Annotated in this window: 16 protein-coding genes and 1 pseudogene; 4 read left to right on the top strand and 13 right to left on the bottom strand. The window is 63.4% G+C overall.

Annotated features, from left to right (window positions below):
• Window positions 1–111: 111 nt before the first annotated feature.
• From EJ078_RS25360 to EJ078_RS25345, 4 genes are all read right to left on the bottom strand, one after another.
• The gene (locus tag EJ078_RS25360; protein ID WP_067328975.1) at window positions 112–1083 is read right to left on the bottom strand and encodes an ABC transporter substrate-binding protein; all 972 of its coding nucleotides are present in this window, start codon (window positions 1081–1083) and stop codon (window positions 112–114) included.
• Between the two features lie 39 nt (window positions 1084–1122).
• Window positions 1123–2277: an ABC transporter permease gene (locus tag EJ078_RS25355; protein WP_127216753.1), complete on the bottom strand. Its 1155-nt coding sequence runs from the start codon at window positions 2275–2277 to the stop codon at window positions 1123–1125.
• On the bottom strand, window positions 2274–3152 hold the full coding sequence (locus EJ078_RS25350) for an ABC transporter permease (protein ID WP_127216752.1): 879 nt from the start codon (window positions 3150–3152) through the stop codon (window positions 2274–2276). The genes EJ078_RS25355 and EJ078_RS25350 overlap by 4 nt, the downstream gene beginning before the upstream one ends.
• Window positions 3153–3513: 361 nt before the next feature.
• Window positions 3514–4305 carry an ABC transporter ATP-binding protein gene (locus EJ078_RS25345; RefSeq protein ID WP_066990627.1) on the bottom strand — a complete coding sequence of 264 codons (792 nt, stop codon included), beginning with the start codon at window positions 4303–4305 and terminating at the stop codon, window positions 3514–3516.
• A gap of 110 nt (window positions 4306–4415) precedes the next feature.
• On the opposite strand from EJ078_RS25345, the gene EJ078_RS25340 reads away from it, so the two are divergent.
• The gene (locus EJ078_RS25340) at window positions 4416–4826 is read left to right on the top strand and encodes a cupin domain-containing protein (RefSeq protein WP_170950346.1); all 411 of its coding nucleotides are present in this window, start codon (window positions 4416–4418) and stop codon (window positions 4824–4826) included.
• 17 nt (window positions 4827–4843) lie between these two features.
• Here EJ078_RS25340 and EJ078_RS25335 read toward each other — a convergent pair whose 3' ends face one another.
• The 4 genes from EJ078_RS25335 to EJ078_RS25320 form a co-directional block, all read right to left on the bottom strand.
• Window positions 4844–5221, bottom strand: a complete 378-nt coding sequence (locus EJ078_RS25335) for a hypothetical protein (protein ID WP_067328965.1) — start codon at window positions 5219–5221, stop codon at window positions 4844–4846.
• Between the two features lie 2 nt (window positions 5222–5223).
• The gene (gene hydA, locus EJ078_RS25330) at window positions 5224–6675 is read right to left on the bottom strand and encodes a dihydropyrimidinase (RefSeq protein WP_067328963.1); all 1452 of its coding nucleotides are present in this window, start codon (window positions 6673–6675) and stop codon (window positions 5224–5226) included.
• 64 nt (window positions 6676–6739) lie between these two features.
• A complete protein-coding gene (locus EJ078_RS25325; protein ID WP_127215522.1) occupies window positions 6740–7990 on the bottom strand; it encodes a Zn-dependent hydrolase in 1251 nt (416 codons plus the stop codon).
• Window positions 7991–8059: 69 nt separating this feature from the next.
• Window positions 8060–9388, bottom strand: a complete 1329-nt coding sequence (locus EJ078_RS25320) for an aspartate aminotransferase family protein (protein WP_127215521.1) — start codon at window positions 9386–9388, stop codon at window positions 8060–8062.
• 254 nt (window positions 9389–9642) lie between these two features.
• Here EJ078_RS25320 and EJ078_RS25315 point away from each other — a divergent pair, with 254 nt between their 5' ends.
• Window positions 9643–10272, top strand: coding sequence for a TetR family transcriptional regulator C-terminal domain-containing protein (locus tag EJ078_RS25315; protein ID WP_095812645.1), 630 nt, complete (start codon window positions 9643–9645; stop codon window positions 10270–10272).
• Here the strand turns inward: EJ078_RS25315 and EJ078_RS25310 are convergent.
• Window positions 10269–11156, bottom strand: coding sequence for a helix-turn-helix transcriptional regulator (locus tag EJ078_RS25310; protein ID WP_208720915.1), 888 nt, complete (start codon window positions 11154–11156; stop codon window positions 10269–10271). The genes EJ078_RS25315 and EJ078_RS25310 overlap by 4 nt on opposite strands.
• Window positions 11157–11258: 102 nt before the next feature.
• Here EJ078_RS25310 and EJ078_RS25305 point away from each other — a divergent pair, with 102 nt between their 5' ends.
• Together EJ078_RS25305 and EJ078_RS25300 are read left to right on the top strand one after the other, a co-directional pair.
• Entirely contained in the window at window positions 11259–12104 is an 846-nt protein-coding gene (locus tag EJ078_RS25305; protein ID WP_127324034.1) for an SDR family NAD(P)-dependent oxidoreductase, read from the top strand.
• The gene (locus tag EJ078_RS25300; protein ID WP_095802388.1) at window positions 12101–12817 is read left to right on the top strand and encodes an SDR family oxidoreductase; all 717 of its coding nucleotides are present in this window, start codon (window positions 12101–12103) and stop codon (window positions 12815–12817) included. The genes EJ078_RS25305 and EJ078_RS25300 overlap by 4 nt, the downstream gene beginning before the upstream one ends.
• 27 nt (window positions 12818–12844) lie before the next feature.
• On the opposite strand, the pseudogene EJ078_RS30895 reads toward EJ078_RS25300, so the two are convergent.
• The 4 genes and pseudogenes from EJ078_RS30895 to EJ078_RS25285 all read right to left on the bottom strand — a co-directional run.
• Window positions 12845–13318: pseudogene (locus EJ078_RS30895) on the bottom strand (DUF3592 domain-containing protein); the annotation flags it as partial.
• A gap of 30 nt (window positions 13319–13348) precedes the next feature.
• Window positions 13349–13597 (bottom strand): DoxX family protein, encoded by a 249-nt coding sequence (locus EJ078_RS25295; protein WP_189413666.1) that lies wholly within the window; start codon window positions 13595–13597, stop codon window positions 13349–13351.
• A gap of 252 nt (window positions 13598–13849) precedes the next feature.
• Window positions 13850–14308: a carboxymuconolactone decarboxylase family protein gene (locus EJ078_RS25290; protein ID WP_067328952.1), complete on the bottom strand. Its 459-nt coding sequence runs from the start codon at window positions 14306–14308 to the stop codon at window positions 13850–13852.
• Window positions 14309–14319: 11 nt separating this feature from the next.
• On the bottom strand, window positions 14320–14838 hold the full coding sequence (locus tag EJ078_RS25285; protein ID WP_127215524.1) for an Rrf2 family transcriptional regulator: 519 nt from the start codon (window positions 14836–14838) through the stop codon (window positions 14320–14322).
• Between the last annotated feature and the right edge of the window lie 31 nt (window positions 14839–14869).

Raw genomic sequence — 14869 nt, 5'->3', positions numbered from 1 at the left:
CACTGCAACGGTTGGCAGGCCGCTTGTATCCCTGCACACGGATATTTTACCACAGCCAAGCAAAAGGGGCGGTCACCCGCCCCCGTTAAGTCTCGACTGGCGAGGTCAACCTTACTTGATCGCCTTGTCGGTGATCGCGGTCGTGTAGGCGCCCGACGGCTCCTTGGCGATGATCTTCTGGTCGAGCAGCGCCTTGGCGGTGCGCTCATAGGTGGCCGGATCGAGCTTGCCGTCGGCATTGTCGATCAGCTTGGCGACTTCGCCCATCATGCGCTTCTGATGGTTCTCGTCCTGGCCGCCATTATCCATGACGATCTCGGCCGCCTCATCCGAATTGTCGACGGCGTATTTCCAGCCCTTCATCGAGGCGCGCACGAAGCGCACCATCTTGTCCTCGAAGGCCGGATCCTTGAGCTTGTTCTCCAGCGCGTAGAGGCCGTCCTCGAGCAGGTCGTTGCCCATGGCCGAATAGTTGAAGACGATGAGCTGCTCCGGCTTGTAGCCGGCGTCGATCAGCTGCCAGTACTCGTTATAGGTCATGACCGAGATGCAGTCCGCCTGCTTCTGGATCAGCGGCTGAACGTCAAAACTCTGCTTCAGCACGGTGACGCCGTCCTTGCCGCCGTCGGTCTTGAGGCCGAGCTTATTCATCCAGGCATAGAACGGGTACTCGTTGCCGAAGAACCAGACGCCGAGGGTGTGGCCCTTGAAGTCGGCTTCGGTCTTGATCGGGCCGTCCTTCGGGCAGACCAGTTCCATGCCGGCTTTCTTGAACGGCTGGGCGATGTTGACCAGCGGCACGCCTTTTTCACGGGCGGCCAGCGCGCCGCCCATCCAGTCGACGATCACATCGGCGCCGCCGCCGGCGATCACCTGCTCGGGCGCGATATCCGGCCCGCCCGGCTTGATGTCGACGTCGAGCCCTTCGGCCTCGTAAAAGCCCTTGGCCTTGGCGACGTAGTAGCCAGCGAACTGGGCCTGCGTGACCCATTTCAGCTGCAGCGTCACCTTGTCGGCCGCCATCGCTTGGAAAGCGGCCAGCGACATCGCCCCGGCCAGAGCAGAAATTACCAGTCTTTTCATGTTTTTACCCTCTGAAGTTAGCACCCAAACCCACCGCCCCTATCCACCACGGACAGAGGGATGCCAAAACGTGACGGCTCTCTCGACAAGAGCGACCACGCCATAAAAGACCGAACCCGCCAGTGCTGCAACTGCGATTTCGGCCCAGACCATGTCGATGTTCATCCGCCCGACTTCCGTCGAAATGCGGAATCCCATGCCTACCACGGGCGTGCCGAAGAACTCCGCGACGATGGCGCCGATCAGCGCCAGCGTCGAGTTGATCTTCAGCGCATTGAAGATGAACGGCATTGCCGCCGGCAGCCGCAGCTTCAGCAAGGTTGGCCAGTAGCCCGACGCATAAGTGCGCATCAAATCGCGCTCCATGTGGCCGGAGGCGGCAAGCCCCGCGACGGTGTTCACCAGCATCGGGAAGAAGGTCATGATGATCACGACTGCCGCCTTGGACGGCCAGTCGAAGCCGAACCACATCACCATGATCGGCGCGACGCCGATGATCGGCAGCGCCGATACCATGTTGCCGATCGGCAGCAGCCCGCGCCTGAGGAACGGCACACGGTCGGCGAGAATAGCGACGACGAAGCCGGCGAGATTGCCGACGATGTAGCCGATCAGCACCGCCTTGAAGATCGTCTGCCGCACGTCCGATCCCAGGATCGGCAGCGAGTTGGCGATGCGCGCACCGATGGCGCTCGGCGGGGGCAAAAGGATGAAGGGAATGCCGGCGCCGCGCGTCACCGCTTCCCAGATGATCAGGATCCAGGCGCCGAAGATCGCCGGAATGATCAGCCGTAGCGCCGTTTTGGCCCCGCTGGCTGCAGGCCGTAACGAGGACAACAGGGCGACGCAGCGCCAGGCAAGCAACCAGGCGGCCGCGAGAACCAGAAAGTACGGCGCCAGTGCCGTGCCCTCGAAGCCTCCGATGCCCTTGACCAGAAGCCACGCTGCGACATGAGCGCCGACGAACAGGACAAACGCCTCGACAAGTGGCGCGAGTCTCACTGTCGAAACCAGCGCCGCGATCAGCAGCAATCCGAGGATGAGGCCTTTGGTGCCCATATATGGGTAGGCAACCGTCGCGGCAGGCTCGGCGAGCGCCGCCGCTTCCGGTGTCGACATCGCTCCGAGCGCGAAGGCGACGACGCAAAGAAGGATCGCCAGCACCGCTTGCCAGGATGGTTTCAGCCAGGTCATGCCGGCCTCCCACCCATGGCGCGGTCGACCAGGCGGCCGGCGATGCCGACCACCATGACCAGAAGCGCGGCAACCACCGAGCCCGCAACCAGCGCCGACCAGATGTCGATCGTCTGGCTGTAATAGGCGCCCGAGAGCAGCTTGGCGCCGATTCCGGCGACAGCACCCGTCGGCAATTCGCCGACGATGGCGCCGACCAGGCTCGCCGCCACCGCCACCTTCATCGACGTGAACAGGAACGGCACCGAGGCCGGCACGCGCACTTTCCAGAAGGTCTGCGAGGCGCTGGCATTATAGGTGTGCATCAGGTCGAGATGCATGAGCTCGGGCGAGCGCAATCCCTTCACCATGCCGACCGCAACCGGGAAGAACGACAGATAGGTCGAGATCAGCGCCTTGGGGATCAGCCCGGTGATGCCGATGGCCGCCAGCACCACGATGATCATCGGCGCCACCGCCAGGATCGGAATGGTCTGCGAGGCGATGATCCACGGCATAAGGCTGCGGTCGAGCGTCGTCACATGCACGATGCCGACGGCGATCACGATGCCGAGCGCCGTACCGAAAGCAAAGCCGAGCAGCGTCGAGGACAGCGTCACCCAGGCATTGTAGACAAGGCTGCGGTTCGAGGTGATGCCGCGCAGGAAGGTGTTCTCGAAGAAGTTCACCGCCACCTGGTGCGGCGCCGGCAGCGTCGGCTTCGGCTGCGATAATGTCTTGCCGATGAATTCGACCGTGCCGGGGGTTTCGTTGGCTCTGGCGTCGAGATCGCGCTGGAACGGCGCATTGAGGATGACGGCGAAGACATACCAGAGCACCACCACGCCGGCGAGGATTGACGTGACCGGGATGATCTTGGAACGGAAGGAGTCCATTTAGCGGGCCTCCCCCCGGCGCAACGGCAGCACGCGGCGCTGCGCGGTTTTCGTCATCATAGGGCGGAGCAAGGAGCGAAGCGACGCGGCGCAGACCCTAGGATCCATGCCGTTATCTCGACGCTCCGCCGTGGCGCAGAATGCGGCTCCCTGCGCCGCGCTCAGCTCGTCGGGTATTCTGAGCCGCTTACGGCCTTCGGTCGACGTCACGGCATGGATCCTAGGGTCTGCGCTCCGCTTCGCGTCGCTCCACCCTAGGATAACGAAATCACGGCGGTCGGCTCCCGCCACGCGCGCGGCTTCGCGCTTGCTCCGCCCCAGGATGTCGAAGCAGCGGGTGTCCGTCCGCTGGCAAGCACCCTCAATCATCATAGCTGTGCCCCGCCCTCAACCCGTCGCGCACGCGCGCGGCGATCGCCAGGAATTCCGGCGTCTCGCGGATGTCGAGCGGCCGCTTCCTGGGCAAGGTGGATTCGATCACGTCGGTGACGCGGCCCGGCCGCGGCGACATCACCACGATGCGGGTCGACAGATAGACCGCCTCGGGGATCGAGTGAGTGACAAAGCAGATCGTCTTGTTGGTCGAATCCCAGAGTTCGAGAAGCTGTTCGTTCAGATGATCGCGCACGATCTCGTCGAGCGCGCCGAACGGCTCGTCCATCAAAAGCAAATCGGCGTCGAAGGCGAGCGCGCGCGCGATCGAGGCGCGCTGCTGCATGCCGCCGGACAGCTGCCAGGGATACTTCTTCTCGAAGCCGGAGAGGTTGACGAGTTCGAGGGTTCGCTTGATGCGTTCCGCCTGCTCGGCCTGGCTGAGGCCAATGATTTCCAGCGGCAGCGCCACATTCCGCTCGATTGTGCGCCAAGGAAACAGCGCCGCCGCCTGGAAGACATAGCCGTAAGCCCGCTTCTCGCGCGCCTGCTCCGGCGAAATCCCATTGACGGAGATCGTTCCCGAGGTCGGCTTCTCCAGATCGGCGATGACGCGCAGCAAGGTTGTCTTGCCGCAGCCGGAGGGGCCGATGAAGGAGACGAACTCACCCTTGCCGATGGTGAGATCGACATTGGACAGCGCCTGCACCGGACCGTCATTGGTCTGGAAGGTGAGGCCGAGCTTGCTTGCCGAAACGACGGCTGGCGACTGTCCGCTCATCGGCAGAAACCTGTCTTTCGCAGCCGCTGCCGCGCCGGCCGGAATCCGGTTGATTTTACGATTGCCTTGCTTTCCACTCGTCCAGTCCCACTTGATCGACGCCCGGAGCCTTGCCGATGTCGCCTAAACCCACGTGCCATCTTATTCGCCCTGAAAGCACCTATGAAGGCAAGCAAGGCTTGAGCTATTTCGCCGGTATAGCCGCCGAAACCGTCGGCTCCTCCGGCATTTGTATGCATCTTCTCACCATGCCGCCCGGCGCCCGCGCCAAGGCGCATATGCATGAGAACCACGAGACCGCGATCTATGTGCTCTCCGGCGAGGTCCACACCTGGTATGGCGACCGGCTCGAGCATCACGAAGTCGTCAAGGCCGGCGACCTGTTCTACATTCCGGCGGGCGTGCCGCATCTGCCCGCCAATCTGAGCGGAGCGCCCTCTTCGGCGGTCATCGCCCGCACCGATCCCAACGAGCAGGAAAGCGTGGTCCTGATGCCGGAACTGGATGCGTTGGTTGCCTGAGGTCGACGGGACCGCCGTCATTTGCACCGGGAGACTTCTCCCATCGCGTTGCCGTCCTTGTCGGCGATCACCAGTCTCTTGGCGTTCTTGGCGCTGCGCTTGATGATGAACTGGGCCGGCGTCTGCCCCTCCTCGCCTTCCGCCTCGCACTGCGCCGTCACCACAAGGGAGCCATTCGCCTGGGGTCTCTTGTCGGTAAAGGTGCAGGCGCTGGCGACCGTGACGAACGCCTCGCTGGTCAACAGCAGCATATCCTCGGCATAGACCTCCTGGCCGTTCTTGTTGATGCAGCCGGATTTGTTGCCCCAGGGCTTGGAGAGATCGATGCCGGCGGCGAAAGCTTGGCCGGCGGCCAGCAGCACGGCTGCCCCGGTCAGAAGGTGAGTTGCGCGCACGCTCAAACTCCGGTCGCCGGAATGCCCGTGCGCTCCACCTTGCGCGGTGCGCTGATCTCCTTCCAGGTCGAAAGCGCGCGGTTGACAGCGGCGTTCGGTTCGCGCGCCACGAACTCCCCGTGCCCGACCTTGGCCTTGACGTCCGCTTCTTCGATCGACAGTTCGCCGCGCGAAAAGACGAAGCGCGGCAGCCCTGTCACCTCGAAACCCTCAAAGACGTTGTAGTCGATCACCGACTGCTGGTTCTTGGCCGTGATCGTCTTCTTGCGCTTCGGGTCCCAGACCACGATGTCGGCATCCGCGCCTTCGACGATCGCGCCCTTCTTCGGATACATGTTGAGGATCTTGGCGATGTTGGTCGAGGTCACCGCGACGAACTCGTTCATCGTCAGCCGACCGGTGTTGACGCCGGTCGTCCAAAGCACGGGCAAACGATCCTCGAGGCCGCCGGTGCCGTTCGGGATCTTGGTGAAGTCGCCGACGCCGTTGCGCTTCTGCTTGGTGGTGAAGGAGCAGTGGTCTGTCGCCACCACCTGCAGCGATCCGGCCTGCAGGCCCGCCCACAGCGAATCCTGGTGCCACTTGCTGCGGAAAGGCGGGCTCATCACGCGCCGCGCCGCATGGTCCCAGTCCTTGTTGAAATATTCGCTCTCGTCGAGCGTCAGGTGCTGGATCAGCGGCTCGCCATAGACGCGCATGCCCTTCTGGCGTGCCCGGCGGATGGCTTCATGGCTCTGCTCGCAGGAGACGTGCACGACATAGAGCGGCACGCCCGCCATGTCGGCGATCATGATGGCGCGGTTTGTCGCCTCGCCTTCCACTTCGGGCGGACGCGAATAGGCATGCCCCTCGGGGCCGTTATTGCCGGCGGCAAGCAGCTTCTGCGAGAGTGCCGCGACCACGTCGCCATTTTCGGCATGGACCAGCGGCAGCGCGCCGAGATCGGCGCAGCGCTGGAACGAGGAATACATCTCGTCGTCGTCGACCATCAGCGCGCCCTTGTAGGCCATGAAGTGCTTGAACGAGGTGATGCCCCTGTCGACGACGGTCGCCATCTCGTCGAAGACCTGCTTGCCCCACCAGGTGATCGCCATGTGGAAGGAATAGTCGCAGGCAGCTTTCGAGGTCTTGTTGTCCCACATCTGCAGCGCCTCCAGCAGCGACTGCTGCGGCGCCGGCAGGCAGAAATCGACGACCATGGTCGTGCCGCCCGAAAGCGCCGCGCGCGTGCCGGATTCGAAATCGTCGGCCGAATAGGTGCCCATGAAGGGCATTTCGAGATGGGTGTGCGGATCGATGCCGCCCGGCATGACATAGCAGCCAGTGGCGTCGAACTCGTGATCGCCATGCAGGTTCGAGCCGATGGCGATGATCTTGCCGTGCTGCATCAGCACGTCGGCTTTCCACGTGCGGTCGGCCGTGACGATGGTGCCGTTCTTGATGACTTTGGTCATATCCGTTCCCCTGATCTTTTCACGCTTCTTTGCGAGCGGCTTTTTCGAGGTGATTTCTATTCGGTCATTCGACGATTCCTGCCGTCTCGACCACCGCGTGGAACAGCACATCGGCGCCTGCCGCCGCCCATTCCTTGGAGATGTCCTCGGCCTCGTTGTGGCTGAGCCCGCCGACACAGGGACACATGACCATGGTCGCCGGCGCGACCTTGGCCGCCCAGCAGGCGTCGTGGCCGGCGCCGGAGATGATGTTCATATGGCTGTAGCCCAGCTTCTCGGCGGCGGTGCGGACACGGCCGACCAGCGTCGGATCGAAGGTCACCGGATCGAAATGGCCGACCGCCTCGACGGCGCATTTCACGCCGAGCGGCTCGCAGATATTCGGCGCCTCCTTCTCGATGCGCGCGCGCATGCCGTCGAGCTTCGCCTTATCGGGCGAGCGGATATCGACAGTGAAGATCACCGTGCCCGGCAGCACGTTGCGGGAGTTGGGCGAGAACTTCACCTGGCCTACACCGCCGACAGCGCCAGGCTGGTTCTCCATCGCGACCGTCTGCACCATCTCCAGGATGCGGGCCATGGCCAACCCCGCATTGACGCGCATGTTCATCGGGGTCGAGCCGGTATGCGCCTCCCTGCCGGTCAGCGTGAATTCCAGCCACCACAGGCCCTGGCAGTGGGTCACCACGCCGATCTGCTTGTTCTCGGCCTCGAGGATGGGCCCCTGCTCGATATGGTACTCGAAATAGGCGTGCATCTTACGCGCGCCGACCGTCTCGTCGCCGACCCAACCGATCCGCTTCAGCTCGTCGCCGAAGCTCAGGCCGTCGAGATCCTTGCGGGCATAGGCATAGTCCTGCGTGTGAACGCCTGCGAACACGCCGGAGGCGAGCATGGCCGGCGCGAAACGGGCTCCCTCCTCGTTCGTCCAGTTGGTGACGACGATCGGATGTTTGGTTTTGATGCCGAGATCATTGAGCGAGCGCACGACCTCGAGGCCAGAGAGCACGCCGAGCACGCCGTCATATTTGCCGCCGGTGGGCTGGGTATCGAGATGGGAGCCGACATAGATCGGCAGCGCGTCCGGATCGGTGCCGGCGCGCGTCATGAACATGGTGCCCATCTGGTCCACGCCCATCGTGAGCCCGGCCTCGTCGCACCAGGACTTGAACAGTTCGCGGCCTTGCTTGTCGGAATCGGTCAGCGTCTGGCGATTGTTGCCCCCGGCGATGCCGGGGCCGATCTTCGCCATCTCCATGATGGAATCCCACAAACGGTCTGAATTGATTCGCAGATTCTCGCCGGGGGCGGCCATTCAAAGTCCTCTCATTTCAGGTCTCCGGTCGGGCGGCGGTTCCCGTCGCCGCCCGAGCGGTTTGAGCAGTTAGTCTATCGAGCGCAGAACATCGCGAACATGGTCGATCAGTTCGTTGATCTGGCCCTTGGTGATGATCAGCGGCGGCGACAGCGCGATGATGTCGCCGGTTGTGCGGATCAGCGCGCCGCGTTCGAACGCTTTGATGAAGGCCGAGAAGGCCCGCTTGGTCGGGCTACCGGCGATCGGCGCCAGCTCGATCGCGCCGATCAGGCCGATATTGCGGATGTCGATGACATGCGGCTCGCCCTTCAGCGAATGCAGCGCGTCCTCCCAGTAAGGCGCCAGCTCCTCGCCGCGGGTTAGCAGCCCTTCTTCCTTATAGGTGTCCAAAGTGCCGAGAGCCGCGGCGCAGGCGATCGGATTGCCCGAATAGGTGTAGCCGTGGAAGAACTCGATCATGTGCTCCGGGCCGTTCATGAAGGCGTCGTGGATTTCCTTCTTCACGAAAACCGCGCCCATCGGGATGACGCCGTTGGACACGCCCTTGGCCGTCGTCATGATATCCGGCGTGACGCCGAAATAATCGGCCGCGAACGGCGCGCCAAGACGGCCGAAGCCGGTGATCACTTCATCAAAGATCAACAATATGCCGTGCTTGGTGCAGATTTCTCGAAGCTTCTGCAGGTAGCCTTTCGGCGGCAGGATGACGCCGGTCGAGCCTGCGACCGGCTCGACGATGACCGCCGCGATGGTCGAGGCGTCATGCAGGGTGACGAGACGCTCCAGCTCGTTCGCCAATTCGGCGCCGTGCTCAGGCACGCCCTTCGAGAAGGCATTCTTCTCCGGCAGATGGGTGTGCGGCAGATGGTCGACGCCGCCGAGCAGCGTGCCGAACATCTTGCGGTTGGCGACGATGCCGCCGACCGAAATGCCGCCGAAATTGACGCCGTGATAGCCGCGCTCGCGGCCGATCAGCCGGGTGCGCGAGCCCTCGCCTCGGACACGGTGATAGGCGATCGCCATCTTCAACGCGGTCTCGACCGACTCCGAACCGGAATTGGTGAAGAACACATGGTCCATGCCCTTCGGCGCGATATCGACCAGGCGGTTCGCCAGTTCGAAGACGATCGGGTGGCCCATCTGGAAGGCCGGCGCATAGTCGAGTTCGGCGGCCTGCTGCTGAATGGCCTCGGTGATCTTCGGCCGGCAATGGCCGGCGTTGACGCACCACAGGCCTGCAGTGCCGTCGAGCACCTTGCGGCCATCGCTCGTCGTGTAGTGTATGTCCTTGGCGGACACGAACATGCGCGGCGCCTGCTTGAACTGCCGGTTTGCCGTGAACGGCATCCAGAATGCGCTGAGATCGTTCGGCGTGACTTTCAGCCGGTTGGACATGACCAAGATTTCCCCTTGTAACCTGTTTCTGTGCGCTAACGCTTGGTCTTCCCAAGGCTTGGTCTTCGTTGCGTTTTCGTGCTACGCAAAATTTTGACCGGTTGGACAAACGTTAGCACCGCCCTGTCGGCGGTCAAGGGACTACTAACGGAAATGCGGCATCGAAAGCGCGCTCCACGGCTCGGAGAAAAACTGGTCCAGAGAATTGGTCCAGAGTGCCCACACGGCAGCAGCCGGCAAGGATGACGGACAGGATGGAAGGCTCAGCTCCACGCCGCACCCGCATCCAGCAGGAAAAGCGCGAGCTCATCCTGGAAGCCGCGCTGGAAGTCTTCTCCGCCAACGGTTTTCGCGGCTCGACCATCGACCAGATTGCCGAAGCCGCCGGCATGTCGAAGCCGAACCTTCTCTATTACTTCCGCCGCAAGGAGGACATTCACGAGACATTGATGCAGCGGCTGCTGGACACCTGGCTGGCGCCGCTCCGCGAGCTTGACGATATCGGCGATCCGATGACCGAGCTCAGAAGCTACATCCGCCGCAAGCTCGAAATGGCGCGCGATTTTCCACGCGAAAGCCGGCTCTTCGCCAACGAGATCCTGCAGGGCGCGCCGCGCATCATGCCGATGCTGGAGGGCGAGCTGAAAACGCTGGTCGAGGAGAAGGCCGCCGTCATCAAGGGCTGGATGCGCGCCGGCAAGATCGCCCGCACCGACCCCTGGCATCTGATCTTCTCGATCTGGGCGACGACGCAGCATTACGCCGATTTCGACGTCCAGGTGCGCGCCGTGCTCGGCCCCGACCGCGGCGGCGACGGCCGCTTCGAGGATGCTGCCCGGTTCCTGGAGCAACTGTTCCTCGATGGGCTGAAGCCGAAAGCTTAGGTCGGGCGAAGATCAGGCGCTGCGCCGCTCGGGGGCTTCTCTTCCAGCAGCTTCTTGAGCTTGGCGATCGTATTCTGCTCGGGCAACGGCGTGTAGACGATCAGCCGCATGTCTGAGCCGTCGTCGATCGACAGGCTCATATGCTCGAAAGCCATCGGGCCGGCTGTGGGATGGCGGACATGTTTCACGCCCGTCAGCCTTCTCGCCACGTCCCGCCGCGGCCACCAATCACGGAACTCCGGGCTTGAGCGCATCATCAGCGCGATCAGCCGCTCGAAATCCGGATCGCCGACATATTTGGCGCTCTCCGCGCGAAACGAAGCGAGCACCACGCGGGCAAGCGCTTCCCAGTCGACCAGCAGCCGGCGGTGATGCGGGCTTGTGAACACCAGATGGACGATGTTGCGGGCATCGCCCTCCAGCAGGCCATAGTCGCCGAACAAGGCGACCGCCGCCGGATTCCAGGCGAGCACATCCCAACGCCGGCCAACCACATAAGCCGGCTGTAGGACGAGGCTCCCCAGCATGTGCAGCAGTGTGGCGTCGACCTTTTCAGACGTCGCCGTGCGCTGCTCCGGCTGCTGGCGGCCGGCAAGGATGAACAGATGCCGCTTCTCGACGGCGTCCAGGCGCAGCGCCTCGCAGAGCGCGGTCAGCACCTCGACCGAGGGCCGCACGTCCCGCCCCTGCTCCAGCCAGGTGTACCAGGTGGTGCCGACGCCGGCGATCATCGCCACTTCCTCGCGCCTCAGCCCGGGCGTACGCCGCCTGGCGCCGCTCGCAATCCCAATGTCGGCAGGCGAGAGCCGCTCCCGGCGCGAGCGCAGGAAAGCGCCGAGCTCGCGGCGGCGGCTGTCGTCAGGGGAATGGGGCACGGCATCCATGCAGCTATTATAGCAGTATCGATACCAGGATAAAAATTGAACTGTTTGGCCTGCGCGCCGCGCCCCATCTTGCGTTCAGAGCAGCATAAGGAGGCTCTGAACATGGAACTTAAGAATAAGACCGTTCTCGTCACCGGCTCGACCGACGGGGTTGGCCGCGTGGTCGCTGAAAGGCTCGGCGCTGCCGGCGCCCGCGTGCTGGTACATGGCCGCGACCAAACTCGCGCCAAGGCGACAGTCGCTGCCATCGAAGCCGAGGGCGGCAACGCCGAATTTCTGCTTGCGGATCTTTCGTCGCTCGCCGAAGTGCGCCGCCTTGCCGGCGCCGTGCGGGCAGGAACCGACCGGCTCGACATATTGATCAGCAATGCCGGCGTCGGCACGGGCGGCGAAGGCGCAAAAAGGCAAGTGAGCGCCGACGGCTACGAAATGCGCTTCGCCGTAAACTATCTCGCAGGCTTCCTGCTGTCGTCGGAGCTTTTGCCCTTGCTGAAGGCAAGCGCGCCGGCGCGCATCGTCAATGTCGCCTCCGCCGGCCAGCAGGCGATCGATTTCGACGATATCAATCTGGCCCGCGGCTATAGCGGCGTGCGCGCCTATTGCCAGAGCAAGCTGGCGCAGATCTTGTTCACCATCGATCTGGCCGAGCAGCTCGAAGGCAGCGGCGTCACCGTCAATGCACTCCATCCGGCAAGCTACATGGATACCACCATGGTCCGGCAGGCCGGCATCACACCGTGGAGCTCGGTCGAGACCGGCGCCGACGCGATCCTCAACTTGGCAATATCTCCGGCGCTCGAAGGGCGCAGCGGCCTCTATTTCGATGGCCAGCGGGAAGCGCGCGCCGATGCCCAGGCCTATGACGAAAAAGCCCGCAGCCGGTTGCGGGCGCTCAGCCTCGAACTGACCGGACAATCTTCCGCGACATCCAAGGAACAGCATTCATGAGCATCGAACATTGCGTCATCATCGGCGGCTCGTCTGGCATTGGCCTTGCCACAGCCAAACGGCTGCTCAGCCCCACGATGAAGGTGACGATCACCGGCCGCAGCGAGGACAAGCTGAACAACGCCTGGAAGAGCCTCGGCGGCACCGTCGGCAAGGCCGCTTTCGACGCGACCAAGCCGGACGCGGTCCGGCACTTCTTCGATGGTCTCGGCCCATTCGATCATCTCGTTCTCGCCGCAAGCGGCGGCAAGGGCCTTGGGCCGTTCGCGACCCTCGACCTTGCCGACATCGGCGGCGGCGTCGACGAGAAGATCAAGCCGCAGCTAGGCTGCTTGCAAGCGGCCCTGCCGACCTTGAACAAAGCCGGATCGGTCACTTTCATTTCGGCCGTCTCGGCGCAGATCGCAGCACCCGGCATTGCCGGCATCGGCGCCATCAACGGCATGCTTTTGACCGTAGTCCCGATCCTGGCCGTTGAACTGAAGCCGCTGCGCGTCAACGTCGTGGCCCCCGGCGTCATCGATACGCCCTGGTGGGATTTTCTATCGGGCGAAGAGCGGCAGGCGGTCTTTGCCGAGTACGCCGGAAAGACGCCGGTCGGCCGTATCGGTCGCGCCGAGGACGTCGCCGACGCGATCGCCTTCCTGGTGTCCAACGGTTTCATGACCGGCCAGGTGCTGACCTGCGACGGCGGCCTGCGCTTCGCCGCCTGAATGGATCAATTGGAAAAAGAGGCCGGGCAGGAAGGCCAGCACCATCAGCCCGGCGACGACCGCATACCAGACAGCCAGGTGGACGGCCTTCATCAGCAGCCGGCCCACTTCCCGCGCCCGCTTCGGGTGGAGAGGGTCATTAATCACTTCGACCACTGCGCCGACGTTCCCGGTCGTTCCGTTGACCGGCAGATGCGATCCGAAACGCCAGGTCTTGCCCAGTCGGTCGGCGAATTCGATGATCGGCGTGTCCGGCCCGTCGCTCGACTTGTCGATGCCGATCACCTTGCCGGTGGCAAAGGCGCCGCGTCGCCTGAGCATGATGTCGCCATAGGTCTGTATGGCGACGACCGCGAGGAAGAAGACGCCGCACAGAAAGCACCATATCTGAATGTCGCTCGGATGCTGGCCGAAGGCTCCCGCGACTGCACGGAACGGAGCCAGCGCCTGGTGGAAGGCATCCGAAACGCGTGCCCAGAATGCAGTCCAGTTCTGCTCCATGAACGCTCCGACGGGCGAACCTGTTTTTTGCTAATACAGGACAATCGCGACAAACCGATTAACGCGGCGCCATCGACTGCGCGGAATCCGAGTGCAGTTGTCAGGCATAGACCCGCGCCAGGAACCCGCGGCCAGGGCGACATTGGCGACGAAGCCGTTGATGCGTGAGGCGCGATCCGGACCCTGATGATCCCAGAAATTGTGAAACATCGGCGTCGCGACGATCAGGAACAGGATCAGGCTTGCCGCCGCCAGCGCGGTGAACAAGACGCCGATCACCAGCCGTCCGGCGCGACCTGCAGGACATTTCCAGCCACAATGCCGGCCCTGCCTACGGCACGCCGCGTGCCGCCATCATCGGGATGAGCAGGTCTTGTGCTGGGCGTTGCGCAGGCCGGCAATGACGAAGGCGCCGCCGAGCAGCAGGCGCGCGGCAAACAGAGTCTCGTTCTGAAGATTCTCAAACATGTCATTGATCTCGCAAATGAAAGCCGCGCGGAACCGTCTTCGGATCCGCGCGGCTTTGGATGATCAGGCAGCCTTGGCGGCCGGCATCGGATGGATGGCGTGGAACGACACGCAGAGCCGGTTCCAGGTGTTGATCATGCCGATCACCACTGTCAGCTTGACCAGCTCTTCCTCGGAGAACTGCTCCAGCGTCCTGGCGTAGAGATCGTCCGGAACGCCGTTGTCGGAGATGTTTGTCACCTTCTCGGTCCAGGCGAGCGCGGCGCGCTCGCGCTCGGAAAACAGCGGCGACTCCTTCCAGGCGGCGACCAAATAAAGCCGCTGCTCCGTTTCGCCATCTCGCCTTGCCTCGCGGCTATGCATCTCGACACAATAGGAACAGCCATTGATCTGCGAAGCCCTGAGCTTGACCAGGTGCATCAGGCTTTCTTCCAGCCCGCACTCCTCGACGGCCTTGTTGAGCGCCATCACCGCCTTCATGATTTCAGGCGCCTTGGCGAAGAACTGCAGCCTCTGTTTCATTCTCTTACCTTTCACGCTTTGCTTGGTTGTTGAACTTTCTGCGCCCGCTGATGGCGTTCGACGAAGGCGCAGCTTGCGGCGACGGTGCGGGGATCGGCGTGGTTCATGAAATCGGCGACGATGTCGGAGAGCTTTGCATCGGCAAGCGCGGCGCGATAAGCGCGCTCGGCCCTCAGCATCGCGGCATTGATGCCGCACGGTTTGACATAGGCCGACGCGTCGAGCTTGACCGGGCCGCGCTGGCGGATCTCGCCGCAGCGGAAGGCAGGCTCCCTGCCCTCGACCGCAAGCACGATGTCGAGCAGCGTGATCCGCTCGGCCGGCCGCGCCAGCCTGTAGCCGCCTGCCGGCCCCGGCACGGATTCCAGGATGCGCGCCGTTGTCAGCTGATTGAGATGCTTCAAGAGATAGCTCGGCGACAGGCCGAACGCCTCGGCCATGGCCGCGCCCGACATGGTGCTGTTGCCGTCGACGCCGGCAAGCATGGCGGCGCAGTGGATCGCCGCTTCGACGCCCTCTCCCAGCTTCACGATCTTTGGCTCCAATTCATGGATAGTACCT

The sequence above is a fragment of the Mesorhizobium sp. M1A.F.Ca.IN.022.06.1.1 genome (assembly GCF_003952605.1).
GTDB lineage: Bacteria > Pseudomonadota > Alphaproteobacteria > Rhizobiales > Rhizobiaceae > Mesorhizobium.
Note: the sequence above shows the minus strand (reverse complement) of the source record. Positions and strands in the feature narration are given on the sequence as shown.

What these genes read in the sequence shown, in the direction of transcription:
- EJ078_RS25310 (WP_208720915.1), bottom strand. Translation starts at nt 11,156, where the DNA reads ATGGATGCCGTGCCCCATTCCCCTGACGACAGCCGCCGCCGCGAGCTC.
- EJ078_RS25315 (WP_095812645.1), top strand. Translation starts at nt 9,643, where the DNA reads ATGGAAGGCTCAGCTCCACGCCGCACCCGCATCCAGCAGGAAAAGCGC.
- EJ078_RS25325 (WP_127215522.1), bottom strand. Translation starts at nt 7,990, where the DNA reads ATGGCCGCCCCCGGCGAGAATCTGCGAATCAATTCAGACCGTTTGTGG.
- EJ078_RS25345 (WP_066990627.1), bottom strand. Translation starts at nt 4,305, where the DNA reads ATGAGCGGACAGTCGCCAGCCGTCGTTTCGGCAAGCAAGCTCGGCCTC.
- EJ078_RS25360 (WP_067328975.1), bottom strand. Translation starts at nt 1,083, where the DNA reads ATGAAAAGACTGGTAATTTCTGCTCTGGCCGGGGCGATGTCGCTGGCC.
- EJ078_RS25320 (WP_127215521.1), bottom strand. Translation starts at nt 9,388, where the DNA reads ATGTCCAACCGGCTGAAAGTCACGCCGAACGATCTCAGCGCATTCTGG.
- EJ078_RS25300 (WP_095802388.1), top strand. Translation starts at nt 12,101, where the DNA reads ATGAGCATCGAACATTGCGTCATCATCGGCGGCTCGTCTGGCATTGGC.
- EJ078_RS25305 (WP_127324034.1), top strand. Translation starts at nt 11,259, where the DNA reads ATGGAACTTAAGAATAAGACCGTTCTCGTCACCGGCTCGACCGACGGG.
- EJ078_RS25350 (WP_127216752.1), bottom strand. Translation starts at nt 3,152, where the DNA reads ATGGACTCCTTCCGTTCCAAGATCATCCCGGTCACGTCAATCCTCGCC.
- EJ078_RS25290 (WP_067328952.1), bottom strand. Translation starts at nt 14,308, where the DNA reads ATGAAACAGAGGCTGCAGTTCTTCGCCAAGGCGCCTGAAATCATGAAG.
- EJ078_RS25355 (WP_127216753.1), bottom strand. Translation starts at nt 2,277, where the DNA reads ATGACCTGGCTGAAACCATCCTGGCAAGCGGTGCTGGCGATCCTTCTT.
- hydA (WP_067328963.1), bottom strand. Translation starts at nt 6,675, where the DNA reads ATGACCAAAGTCATCAAGAACGGCACCATCGTCACGGCCGACCGCACG.